At 41.7% G+C, this 12299-nt stretch carries 10 protein-coding genes; 7 read left to right on the forward strand and 3 right to left on the reverse strand.

What is annotated here, in order from left to right; all coding sequences use genetic code 11:
* Positions 1-22: 22 nt before the first annotated feature.
* Positions 23-301, forward strand: coding sequence for a co-chaperone GroES (gene groES / locus DTW91_RS06705; RefSeq protein WP_125202616.1), 279 nt, complete (start codon positions 23-25; stop codon positions 299-301).
* A 111-nt stretch (positions 302-412) separates the two neighbouring features.
* Entirely contained in the window at positions 413-2035 is a 1623-nt protein-coding gene (gene groL / locus DTW91_RS06710) for a chaperonin GroEL (protein ID WP_125202617.1), read from the forward strand.
* Between the two features lie 58 nt (positions 2036-2093).
* Here groL and DTW91_RS06715 read toward each other — a convergent pair whose 3' ends face one another.
* The gene (locus DTW91_RS06715) at positions 2094-3299 is read right to left on the reverse strand and encodes an exo-beta-N-acetylmuramidase NamZ domain-containing protein (protein WP_125202618.1); all 1206 of its coding nucleotides are present in this window, start codon (positions 3297-3299) and stop codon (positions 2094-2096) included.
* 4 nt (positions 3300-3303) lie between these two features.
* Between DTW91_RS06715 and DTW91_RS06720 the strand changes: the two genes are divergently transcribed.
* The 4 genes from DTW91_RS06720 to DTW91_RS06735 all read left to right on the forward strand — a co-directional run bounded on the left by DTW91_RS06720 (position 3304) and on the right by DTW91_RS06735 (position 7274).
* On the forward strand, positions 3304-4533 hold the full coding sequence (locus tag DTW91_RS06720) for an ABC transporter permease (protein WP_125202627.1): 1230 nt from the start codon (positions 3304-3306) through the stop codon (positions 4531-4533).
* 24 nt (positions 4534-4557) lie between these two features.
* Positions 4558-5163: a hypothetical protein gene (locus tag DTW91_RS06725; RefSeq protein WP_125202619.1), complete on the forward strand. Its 606-nt coding sequence runs from the start codon at positions 4558-4560 to the stop codon at positions 5161-5163.
* Between the two features lie 66 nt (positions 5164-5229).
* Positions 5230-6210 (forward strand): PLP-dependent cysteine synthase family protein, encoded by a 981-nt coding sequence (locus DTW91_RS06730; RefSeq protein WP_125202620.1) that lies wholly within the window; start codon positions 5230-5232, stop codon positions 6208-6210.
* 197 nt (positions 6211-6407) lie between these two features.
* Positions 6408-7274 (forward strand): T9SS-dependent choice-of-anchor J family protein, encoded by an 867-nt coding sequence (locus tag DTW91_RS06735; protein WP_125202621.1) that lies wholly within the window; start codon positions 6408-6410, stop codon positions 7272-7274.
* Between the two features lie 57 nt (positions 7275-7331).
* On the opposite strand, the gene DTW91_RS06740 is transcribed toward DTW91_RS06735, so the two are convergent.
* Both DTW91_RS06740 and DTW91_RS06745 read right to left on the reverse strand, forming a co-directional pair.
* Positions 7332-8174 (reverse strand): isoaspartyl peptidase/L-asparaginase, encoded by an 843-nt coding sequence (locus tag DTW91_RS06740; protein ID WP_125202622.1) that lies wholly within the window; start codon positions 8172-8174, stop codon positions 7332-7334.
* Positions 8175-8177: 3 nt separating this feature from the next.
* The gene (locus DTW91_RS06745) at positions 8178-9074 is read right to left on the reverse strand and encodes a cyanophycinase (RefSeq protein ID WP_125202623.1); all 897 of its coding nucleotides are present in this window, start codon (positions 9072-9074) and stop codon (positions 8178-8180) included.
* Positions 9075-9402: 328 nt separating this feature from the next.
* Between DTW91_RS06745 and cphA the strand changes: the two genes are divergently transcribed.
* Positions 9403-12030: a cyanophycin synthetase gene (gene cphA / locus DTW91_RS06750; RefSeq protein WP_125202624.1), complete on the forward strand. Its 2628-nt coding sequence runs from the start codon at positions 9403-9405 to the stop codon at positions 12028-12030.
* Positions 12031-12299 lie beyond the last annotated feature (269 nt).

Raw genomic sequence — 12299 nt, forward strand, 5'->3', positions numbered from 1 at the left:
ACATTAAAATTATATATTTATTATGTCAGTAAATTTTAAACCATTAGCAGACAGAGTTTTGGTAGAACCAACTCCTGCAGAAACTAAAACAGCATCGGGAATTATCATTCCGGACACTGCGAAAGAAAAACCTCAGGAAGGAACAGTCGTGGCAGTTGGCCCAGGCAAAACAGATGAGCCGACTACGGTGAAAGTTGGCGACAAGGTTCTTTATGGAAAATATTCGGGAACAGAACTTAAGTTTGAAGGTAAAGATTATCTGATCGTAAAAGAAGGAGATTTGCTCGGCATCATCGGGTAAGAATTTGTAAAAAATAGGATGTTCAAAGTCCTACATATTCCGCAAATGTCAACTCCAAATTAATTAAAAACAAAAAAATTCATTTTACATAATATAATAATACAGAAAAAAATGGCAAAAGAAATTAAATACGATATCGAATCAAGAGACGCTCTGAAAAGAGGTGTCGATGCATTGGCTAATGCAGTAAAAGTAACTTTGGGACCAAAAGGTAGAAACGTAGTCATCGAGAAATCCTTTGGCGCTCCACATGTTACCAAAGACGGTGTCACGGTTGCCAAAGAAATCGAACTGGAAGACCGCGTAGAAAATATGGGTGCGCAAATGGTGAAAGAAGTCGCTTCTAAAACCAATGATATCGCCGGAGATGGTACAACTACCGCTACCGTGCTTGCCCAAGCCATCGTACGAGAAGGCTTGAAAAACGTAGCTGCCGGTGCCAACCCAATGGATTTGAAAAGAGGTATCGACAAAGCCGTGCTGGCAGTTGTCGAAAACCTGAAATCACAATCACAATCTGTTGGCGATTCTTCCGAAAAAATAAAACAAGTCGCTTCTATCTCGGCCAATAACGACGATACCATCGGTTCCTTGATTGCTGAGGCCTTCGGCAAAGTTGGCAAAGAGGGTGTCATCACCGTAGAAGAAGCAAAAGGAACGGATACAAGCGTAGATGTGGTAGAAGGTATGCAGTTCGACCGAGGTTTCCAATCGCCTTACTTCGTGACCAACCCGGAAAAAATGATTGTAGAATTAGACAATCCTTATATTCTTTTGGTGGAGAAAAAAATCTCTTCTATGAAAGAATTGCTGCCGGTTCTTGAACCAGTTGCACAAGGCGGAAAATCTCTATTAATCATCTCTGAAGAAGTAGAAGGCGAGGCTTTGGCAACTTTGGTTGTCAACAAATTGAGAGGCTCTCTCAAAATTGCTGCCGTGAAGGCACCCGGATTTGGTGATAGAAGAAAAGCCATGTTGGAAGACATTGCCATCCTCACCGGCGGACAAGTAATCTCTGAAGAAAGAGGCTTCACAATGGAAAATATTACCATCGATATGTTGGGTACTGCAGAGAAAGTAGTCATCGACAAAGACAATACTACCATCGTGAACGGCGGTGGCGAAGAAGCGCAGATCAAAGGAAGAGTTGCGCAGATCAAAGCTCAGATGGAAACCACCACTTCCGATTACGACAAAGAAAAACTTCAGGAAAGATTAGCTAAGTTAGCCGGTGGAGTTGCCGTGCTTTATGTGGGTGCTGCTTCTGAAGTAGAAATGAAAGAGAAAAAAGATAGGGTAGATGATGCCTTGCACGCAACCCGAGCTGCGGTAGAAGAAGGAATCGTTGCCGGCGGCGGTGTCGCATTGGTAAGAGCAATCTCCTCGCTTGATTTCGAAGGTTCAAATCCTGACGAAACAACGGGTATCAAAATCGTAAAAAGAGCCATCGAAGAACCTTTGAGACAGATCGTTGCCAACGCCGGCGGCGAAGGCTCCGTAATCGTTGCAAAAGTTGCAGAAGGAAACGGAGATTTCGGTTACAACGCAAAAACAGACGAATACGTGAATATGCTGGAAGCCGGCATCATCGATCCAACGAAAGTGACCAGAGTTGCTTTGGAAAACGCTGCATCGGTTTCCGGAATGCTGCTGACAACCGAATGCGTCATCACAGAAGTGAAAAAGGACGAACCTGCAATGCCAATGGGCGGCGGAATGCCCGGAATGATGTAAGGATCCGCGATCGAAGCCATTATAAATTAAGCCGTTCAGATTTTTCTGAACGGCTTTTTTAGTTGGGATAGACGATATATTTCTGTCTTATTTTTTCAAAACTTTCCAGATCCTTTTTCCAGCTTGCCTTGACTTCTTTTTCAGATTTCCCGGCGATGATCTGTTTCCGAAGTTCGTCGCTTCCCGCTAATTTATCAATCCAGATCTCTCCCGAATTTTTTGTGAAAAAATCCTGTTGTGGATTATGATAATTTTTATAAGCTTTCAATAGCCATTCCAGATTGATTTCTCTTAAATCTTTCGGATAATTGCTAAGATTCTCGCCATAGCACAACTTCCCATTCAGAAAAGGATCTTTAGCTCCGGAAGTTGGTCTGGGCGTGAATTGATAATGGTAATTTTTCGTCCACGGACTTCCATAGATTTGGAAAGGCAAATCGGTTCCTCGTCCTACCGAAACCTGCGTGCCTTCGAAGAAACAAAGGCTGGGATAGAGGTTGATGGCTTTGTCATTCGGGAGATTGGGCGAGGGTTTGTCGGAAACGCCATATCGCTTTTGCTTGTGATAATTGAGCATCGGGATCAAAGTATATTTGGCCTGAATTCCATTTTTCAGCCATTTTTCGCCGTTCACCATTTTTCCATATTCGCCGATGGTGAGACCATAAACAACCGGAACATTATGAAGTCCTACAAAGCTTTTCCATTGGTTGCGCATCACGGAACCGTCGGTGTAGCCGTCGTGCGGATTGGGTCTGTCGAGCACGATAACTTCTACATTGTTTTCAGCGGCAGCTTCCATAATATAAGACAAAGTCGAAATGTAAGTGTAAAATCTGACGCCCACATCCTGAATATCAAACAAGATCACATCTGCGCCTTTCAGATAATCTGCTTTTGGTTTTTTGTTGTCGCCGTATAGCGAAACTATGGGCAAACCGGTTTTCGTATCGACGCCACTTTTCACGAGTTCCCCGGCATCGGCGGTTCCTCGGAAACCGTGTTCCGGCGCAAAAATAGATTGGATTTTAATATGATTCTCCACCAAAAAATCCACGAGATGTTTTTTATCTTTCAAAAGACTGGTTTGGTTGGCCGCTACGATTACATTTTTATTCTTCAATAGCGGAAGATAAAGTTCCGGTCTGTCGGCAGCCGTCGCAAAGCATTCTTTTTCAGATTTCTGAGCTTTGACGATGGGTATTGAACTAAAATAAATTAGCAGGATAAAAACTAAAGTTTTATTTTTGAGGCTTAAAATCATGGATTTGAATTTTCCGTTATATTTCTCGAAAAAGATAGCGTTTTCCAAAGATAACAAAAATAATCTCTCGAAGGTCATCGTCTATATTGGCAGGCTATCTGTGGCATTAGGCATTATTGTTTCCTTGATTACGATCTCCACCGGGCTTGGTTCCAAAAAAGCCATCGAGGATCGTATTTCCAACTTCAGTGGCGATATTTCGGTCAAATCCACACGCTCCAATTCCTCCTACAATTCCTCCATTTTGGAAACCGAAGGCCTGGATATCAATGCTATAAAAAAAATTCCCGGGGTTGCAGGTTTGCAGTCCTACGCCTCCGTGAGCGGAATCCTGAGAACAGAAACCAACTTTGCGGGAATCATTCTGAAAGGCGTGGGCAAAGACTTTGACAAAGCCAGATTCCGGCCGTTTATGATCGCAGGCTCCATTCCGGATTACAAGGAAGAAGGTTATAATAGCGAAATTATTTTGTCCGAAAAGATTGCAAACGACCTTGCTCTAAAGATCAATGACAGCATTGTCGCTATTTTTTCAAAAGAAGATCAAAAGCCGATTTACAGAAAATTTGCCGTCAGAGGAATTTATAAAACCGACATCAAACTCGTGGACGATCTTTATATGATCGGCGATATCAATCACGTGCGAAAGGTGATGAATATGGGCGACCAAGAAGTCGGCGGGCTGGATGTGTTTCTAAATGATACAGACAAAATCGACCAGGTGTTCCCGAAAATCGAACAATACATCGGCTACAAAAATTATGCAGAAAAAGTGACAGAAAAATATCCGCAGATTCTGGATTGGATTAATATTTTCAATCAAAATATATCTTTGATTATTACGATAATGCTTTTGGTTGTTGTGATTAATATCGTCATGGTCTTATTGATTTTGATTATTGAAAGAACAAATTCTATCGGAATTTTGAAAACATTGGGCGCTTCCAACGGACAGATTCGATCTATTTTTATTAATTATACTTTACTAATCATGATTCCGGGATTATTGGCAGGAAATGTGATAGGAATTGGATTATTGTTAATTCAAAAATATACGGGCATTATCAAGCTGGATCCCGAAAATTACTTTATCAGCACGGTTCCGGTAGATCTCAATCCGGCTTATATTATTGCGATTTCGGTCGGTATTTTCATTGTTTCGGGAATAGCGATGATCCTGCCGAGCTATTTGATCAGCAAAATTTCGCCGGTAAGAGCCATCAAGTACAGTTAACTTATTAGATAAAACAGACGCAAAATGATATTAAAAAATCTCAACTACCCGCTAAATTTCAAATTTAAAATAACGACGCTATCCAGCGATTTTAATATTACCGACAAAGACGGAAATTACGTGGCATACGTTCGCGAAAAAATATTCAAATTGAAAGACGATGTCATTGTGTACAACGATGAATCAAAATCGGAAAAACTTTTTCGGATAAAAGCCAATCAGTGGATCGATTTCAACGCCTCTTTTACCATAACAGATCTCGTGAACGGGCGCAATTTCGGCCGCCTGGCTCGCCGCGGAATACGTTCTATTTGGAAATCGCATTATGATATTTTAGACGAAAATGATCAAAACAAGTATCAGATTAATGAAGACAACGGCTGGATCAAGGTCTTGGACGGCTTCGTAAGCGAAATCCCAATCGTAGGAATGTTCACCGGATATTTCCTCAATCCATCCTACACCGTAAAAGACAGCGCAGGCAAGGAATATTTCCGTTTGAAGAAAATGCCTTCGCTTATTGGCCGGCGATTTCAGCTGGAAAAGTTGATCGACATTGATGATGAAGACGAGACTCTGGTTGTTCTGAGCTTGCTGATGATGGTCCTTCTGGAAAGATCGAGGGGCTAACTCGCAGCCGAGAAAATATCTTCAAGTCCGAGAAAATATTCGCGTACTTTTTAAAAAAAATTAAATATGAAATATTACAATCACATCATAGAAACCATCGGCAACACACCGTTAGTCAAGATCAACAGGATTTTGGGTGAAGATTTCCCCGCATTGGTTTTGGCAAAAGTGGAAACCACCAATCCGGGAAATTCGGTTAAAGACAGAATAGCACTGAAAATGATCGATGATGCCGAGAAAGACGGAAGATTAAAACCCGGCGGCACCATCATCGAAGGAACTTCTGGAAACACAGGAATGGGTTTGGCTTTGGTCGCCATCCAGCGAGGTTACAAATGTATCTTCGTCACCAACTCGAAACAGTCAAAAGAGAAATGTGATATCCTGCGCGCCGTCGGTGCTGAAGTAATCGTCTGCCCGACGGATGTGAAACCTACCGATCCGCGATCCTATTATTCGGTTTCCAAGCGCTTGGCCGCCGAAACAGAAAACGGCTGGTACGTGAATCAGTACGATAATCTTTCCAACAGACAAGCGCATTACGAAGGCACTGCTCCGGAAATTTGGGAACAGACAGACGGAAAACTGACGCATTTCGTGGCCGGTGCAGGCACTGGTGGTACGATTACCGGCTGCGGCACCTTCTTCAAAGAGAAAAATCCGGACATCAAGATCATTGGGGTCGATACGTATGGTTCTATTCTCAAGGAGATACACGACACGGGCGAGATCCATTTCGATCACGCTTATCCCTACATTACCGAAGGGATTGGCGAAGATATTCTGCCAGAAAATTACGATATGAGCGTCATCGATCATTTTGAAAAGGTGACGGACAAAGACGGCGCCATCTATGCGAGACGGCTGGCGAAAGAAGAAGGCATCTTCTGTGGTTATTCTGCCGGAAGTGCGATGTCGGCTTTGGTTCAGATGAAAGATCAGTTTACGAAAGATGACATTATTGTGGTACTGCTTCACGATCACGGTAGCCGTTACGTCGCGAAAATCTATAATGATGACTGGATGCGTGAAATGGGCTGGCTATAATTTTTAAAAAATATGTTTTTAAGCAGGCACTGCCATAAATTTCGGTTTTTATTTTAGAACAAAAAATAGAGGCTCTGGAATATTTTAGCAAAAAATATAATATTTTTTAAATAAATCTGTAGATTATTAATTTAATATGTTTATTTATGCACAATGTTTAATTCGATTTTAATTTATAACAACTAAAAAATGTATTTATGAAAAATTTTTACTTTTCTTTTATTTTTGTTTTCTGTGCGAATTTATTATCAGCCCAGATTGTTTTTCAGGAAGATTTTGATAATATATCAGGTTCAACAGCTGGAGGACCAGGTACTTATACATTTCCTTCCGGATGGCTGCTTAGAAATGTTGATAATCGTACTCCTGCTGCCGCTGTTGCGTATGTTAATGAGGCTTGGGAACGTAGAGAAGATTTTAAGTTTAGTGTTATCGATTCAGCAGCTGTCAGCACTTCCTGGTACAGCCCTGCCGGTTCAGCAGATGATTGGATGTGGACCCCGGAAATTACTTTGCCATCAACAGGTGATTATAGTTTAAAATGGAATGCTGTAGCTTACGATCCAGATTATAGAGATGGCTATGAGGTAAGAATCATGCAATCGCCAAACACTCCTTCAGGAGGTACAGGTGCACTGGGTAACCAGATTACTAATTCTACTTTATTATACAGTAATACTGCAGAAAATGCTAGTTGGACAACGAGAAATGTGACTTTAAATTCTTATCGGGGAACTACCTTTAGGATTGCTTTCAGGAATAATTCAAATGACCAATTTTTATTGTGGATCGATGATATCATGGTTGGTGAAGCGTCCACACTCAGTACCATAGATTTACCAAGAAAAAAGAACTTTTTTATAGCAAAAAATCCCGTGGAGAATAATACTTTAATTATTCATAGTTTAAAAAGCACAAATGCTGTTGTCTATGATATTTCAGGAAAAAAAATCAAATCTTTTGATCTGCTAAAAGGAAAAAATGTGATTGATATTAATATTTCCAAAGGAGTGTATGTTTTGAAAACTCAAGATGGTTCTTCTTCAAAACTGATTGTAGAATAACTAACTTAATAAACATTATGAAAAGCTATCAATTCGATAGCTTTTTTTGTATTTTATTTACACAAAAACCTCAAAATCCACCCCGTCAAAACTCGCAAAAACCATTGTGGGATGAGAATCCCGATGGAAAACATTTCCCTCGTAATCAATGCCAATCGCGCCCGCAAAACCGCCAATTTCTTTCAGTTCTTCAAAGGTTCTGTCGAAGGCATTTTCTATACTTAATCCGTCGGTAACTCTTGTCACGATCTTTGCAGCACTTGCATTGCTTACGATATCTTCGCCCACGCCGGTACAGCTGACGGCGCAGAATTTATTGGCATAATTTCCCGCAACCGTGGCAGAATCCGATATTCTTCCGGGGATTTCGAAACCTTTTCCGCCGGTGGAAGTGGCAACTGCCAGTTTTCCATTTTTATCGATTGCAACAGCACCCACCGTTCCTTTTCCGTGGGAGCGCAACTTTTCTTCATATTCTTTTCTTCTTTGAGGAATCTCGGTCGAGAAATCTTCGAAGCCATGGGCTGTTGCGTATTTTTTTGCGCCACTTCCGCCCAAAACGCGGTCTTCCTCTTTCATTAATTCCTTAGCCACCAAAATCGGATTTTTCACATTCTGAATATTGATGACGCCGCTCATTTTTTGCGTTTCTCCATCCATAATCGCTGCGCTCATCCGGATGACACCGTCGCTTTGGATTTGCGAACCGATGCCGGCATTGTACAATTCATCATCTTCCAAAAGAGAAACCGCATAAGCAACGGTGTCCAAAGCTGAATTGGTCTCAAGAAACTCGTAAGATTTTTTTACAATGGCTTTCAATGAATTTTGTTTGGCAACTTTCACTTCATTGCTTTGGCTGCTTTCGGAGAAGAAACCGCCGTGGATTATTATTTTCATAATTTATGAGTTCGGAGTACCTTGTGGAATAGGGTTGTATTGAGAATTGACAATGGTCATTTCTCTCGATTTCAAATCAAAAGTATCATTCATCGAAAGGACGTCCACAATCAGATTTTTAATAGAAATGGGTTGCCCCAGATCGATATTTGTCAGATTGGTATCCTTTATATGAAGCCCATCCACGATGATTACCAATCCGGAACCGATCGCCGTCATCGTATCATTTTGTATGAAAAGTCCGGTGTCCTCTCCAAGACCGATGCCCAAGGTTCTCGGGTTGTTGACAACCGCCTGAAACAGTCTGCCAATCCGCCCACGCTGGACGAAATGCGTATCGATAATCACATTTTCTATAAAGCCCAGACCTTGCGTGGTCTTGATTTCGCCTTTTAGCAGCGCTTCGGAGCTGGAGCCTTGATAAATCATATTTTCAGAAGCCGCGGCAGCGCCGGCAGATGTCCCCGCGTAGATGAAATCTTCGTTTTGATATTTGGCAAGAATGGTATCGTGAAACCTCGTTCCGCCAAGGATGGAGGTGAGGCGAAGCTGATCGCCACCGGTGAACATCACAACATCGGCGGCGTTTGCACGTGCAACGATCTCATCGCTGTTGGCTTGCTCACGCGTCTGAATATTCAAGATCTGACAGGTTTTGACGCCGAGAAATTCGAAAGCCTTCTTGTATTCCGGACCCACAATGTCGGGAATCTGCGAGGCCGTTGTAATGATTTCTATGGTTGAATTTTCTTTTAGTTTAGATTCGTTGATGATCTTCCTGAGAATGCCTCTTTCGAAAAAGTTGAGATTTTTTTCTACGTTGGGATCAAAATCGGTTTCCGTGAAACTTCCTTTGTTTACAGCGCCTCCGATGATGACGAGTTTTCCTTTTGACTTCATAATTAACAAAAATAATAAATCAAAACAGAATATACCGCATATTTTGAAGGTAAAATAGGGGTTGCCGAAAGTAAAGTTTTAATTTTAAACCATTCTGTTGGGCATAAAATGTCTTATGAATTTAACAAATTCTTTATTGGTTTGAATTTACGGTTAAGAATTTACTTCATAATGAAATATTTGATGCCCATTTTCTTTAATTAAAAGCTTTTCGATTATCTTTGATAAAGTTGAACTTATTAATGATTCTTAGGAAAGGCTTTACCAACGCTTAACCTATTGATTTAAAGTCTAATATCTAAATTCTAATATCTAATTACTATTAAAAATGAAAATAGAAAAAATACAGGTTCTAAGAGGTCCGAATATCTGGAGTATTACCAGACACCATTTGATACAAATGCGCCTCGATCTTGAGGAAACAGAGCATTTTCCCACCAATAAGATAGATGGTTTCCGAGAAAGGATTGAAAAGTTGCTGCCATCGTTAATTTCGCACCGCTGTTCCGAAGGTGTGGAAGGCGGGTTTTTCAAACGGGTCGAAATGGGAACTTGGATGGGGCATGTGATCGAACATATTGCTTTGGAAATTCAGACTTTGGCAGGGATGGATGTCGGTTTTGGAAGGACGCGAGAAACCAGAACGCCCGGGGTTTACAACGTCGTTTTCAATTACAAAGAAGAGCAGGCCGGTATTTTTGCTGCTAAGGAAGCGGTGAAAATTGCAGAAGCCTTGATCGCAGGAACCGAATATGACATCGAAAAATGCATCCACAGCCTCAAAGAATTGCGCGAAAATGAAAGGCTGGGACCTTCTACGGGAAGTATTGTGGAAGAAGCCGTTTCCCGCAAAATCCCTTGGATCAGACTGGGCAAAAACTCGATGGTACAATTGGGTTACGGCATTAATCAGCAAAGATTTCAAGCAACCATTACGGGAAAGACGAGCAGTATCGCTGTGGACATTGCTTGCAACAAAGAACTTACAAAAAAAATGCTGGAAGACGCAGCCATTCCCGTGCCTTCGGGAGCCTTGGTCACAGACGAGGAGGGTCTGGGCGACGCCGTAAAGAAGTTGGGTTATCCACTGGTCATCAAGCCTTTGGACGGCAATCACGGAAAGGGAGCTTCCATCAATGTGAATGATTTTGAAACGGCACGCGTAGGACTGGAGCACGCCCAGCAATTTTCGAAAAAAGTGATTGTAGAAAAGTATATCACGGGTTTTGATTTCAGGGTTTTGGTAATCAATCACAAGATGGTTGCTGCTGCCAGACGTGTTCCTGCTCACGTCGTAGGAGATGGAGAGATGACCATCCAAGAGCTAATAGATAAAGAAAATACAGACCCGAGACGCGGCTACGGACACGAAAATGTGCTGACCGAAATCGATGTTGATAAAGACACCAACGAACTGCTGGAAAAACTAAATTATACGCTCGAAACGATTCCACAAAAAGGGGAAATAGTTTATTTAAAATCTACCGCCAATCTGTCCACCGGCGGAACATCCATTGACGTTACCGATATGATCCATCCTGAAAACGTGCAGATGGCAGAACGCGTTTCCAGAATCATTGGATTGGATGTCTGCGGCATCGATATTATGGCTGAAAATCTTACCCAACCTCTTAAGGAAAGTGGCGGTGCCATCTTGGAAGTGAATGCTGCTCCGGGTTTCCGAATGCACCTTGCGCCCAGCGAAGGCTTGCCAAGAAATGTTGCTGCTCCGGTGGTCGATATGCTTTATCCTGCGGGAAAAGAATTTCGAATTCCGATTATCGCCGTGACGGGAACGAACGGGAAAACAACCACTACCAGACTCTTGGCGCACATCGTCAAAAATAATGGAAAACGAGTGGGCTTTACAACCTCCGACGGAATTTATATCCAAAATACACTGCTTCAAAAAGGAGACACCACAGGCCCACAATCAGCGGAATTTATCCTGAAAGACCCCACTGTAGAATTTGCTGTTTTGGAAACGGCCAGAGGCGGCATTTTGAGAGCGGGACTCGGTTTCGGAACTTGTGACATAGGCGTTTTGACCAATATTAAAGAAGATCATTTGGGCATCAGCGATATTCATAATCTAAAAGATCTGACGAAGGTAAAACGCGTAGTGCTCGACAGTGTAAAAAAAGATGGTTGGTGCATTTTGAATGCCGATGACGACTATTCTATGAGACTTGCGGATGATTTGGACGCGAAAGTGGCGCTATTCAGTATGGATGAGAATAACCCGCACATCAAAAGATTTGCAAAAGAGGGCAGAATCACCTGCGTTTATGAGGAAGGATTTGTCACCATCAAAAAAGGTGCGTGGAAAATCCGAATCGAACGGGTAAAAAACATTCCCATCACGATGGAGGGCAGGGCTAAATTTATGATTGCCAATGTTTTGGCGGCATCATTGGCAGCCTACGTGTACGGTTTCGAGATTCCGAATATTGCCTTGGCTCTCACGACATTTATTCCAAGTGCTCAGCTGACGCCGGGTCGACTGAATATCTTCAATTTCAAAAACTTCAAAGTGATGATCGATTTTGCGCACAATCCTGCGGGTTATGAAGCTATTGAAGATTTTCTGAAAAGTGTAGAAGCTAACAAGAAAATAGGAATAATCTCCGGAGTGGGCGACAGGAGGGATCAGGACATCCGCGAGATCGGAAAAATAGCCGGAAGAATGTTTGATCATATCATCATCAGAAACGAGAAGCATCTGCGTGGAAGAACTGAAGATGAGATCAACAGTCTGATCATAGAAGGTATCCGCGAAGCGGGCCGAGACATCAGCTACGAATGCATCCCTCAAGAAATTGATGCACTGAAGCACGCGATGAGCCTTGCAGAGGAGGGAACCTTCATTACTGCACTTAGCGATGTGATTTCCAATGCGATAGAGCTGGTGCAGGAATATCAGAACAAAGAAATGCAGGACGAAAGAAAATTCTAAACTTTTGAAAGTTTCAAAAAAAAAACCGCCTTTATTTGAGAGGGCGGTTTAATTTTATAATTCCGTAACTTATTTCTAAAATTTGAAAAATCTCTTTGTTTTATAGGATTTCATCCTATCCTTAATTAGGTTTTATAGGATTTCTCCTATCCTTAATTAGTCGTTCCTTAACAAAACCCACTATTTAATTTATTTTTAAAAACAGGATTAGAAAACAGCATAATTTGTATCTTATAAAATAAGAAAATAATTTTCTGTTTCAGTAGTTC

It is taken from the genome of Chryseobacterium sp. SC28, assembly GCF_003932955.1.
In the GTDB taxonomy this organism is placed as follows: Bacteria; Bacteroidota; Bacteroidia; order Flavobacteriales; family Weeksellaceae; genus Epilithonimonas.

Excerpts from the sequence above, each read along its gene's own strand:
- groES (WP_125202616.1), top strand. The coding sequence starts at position 23 with ATGTCAGTAAATTTTAAACCATTAGCAGACAGAGTTTTGGTAGAACCA.
- groL (WP_125202617.1), top strand. The coding sequence starts at position 413 with ATGGCAAAAGAAATTAAATACGATATCGAATCAAGAGACGCTCTGAAA.
- DTW91_RS06715 (WP_125202618.1), bottom strand. The coding sequence starts at position 3,299 with ATGATTTTAAGCCTCAAAAATAAAACTTTAGTTTTTATCCTGCTAATT.
- DTW91_RS06725 (WP_125202619.1), top strand. The coding sequence starts at position 4,558 with ATGATATTAAAAAATCTCAACTACCCGCTAAATTTCAAATTTAAAATA.
- DTW91_RS06730 (WP_125202620.1), top strand. The coding sequence starts at position 5,230 with ATGAAATATTACAATCACATCATAGAAACCATCGGCAACACACCGTTA.
- DTW91_RS06735 (WP_125202621.1), top strand. The coding sequence starts at position 6,408 with ATGAAAAATTTTTACTTTTCTTTTATTTTTGTTTTCTGTGCGAATTTA.
- DTW91_RS06740 (WP_125202622.1), bottom strand. The coding sequence starts at position 8,174 with ATGAAAATAATAATCCACGGCGGTTTCTTCTCCGAAAGCAGCCAAAGC.
- DTW91_RS06745 (WP_125202623.1), bottom strand. The coding sequence starts at position 9,074 with ATGAAGTCAAAAGGAAAACTCGTCATCATCGGAGGCGCTGTAAACAAA.
- cphA (WP_125202624.1), top strand. The coding sequence starts at position 9,403 with ATGAAAATAGAAAAAATACAGGTTCTAAGAGGTCCGAATATCTGGAGT.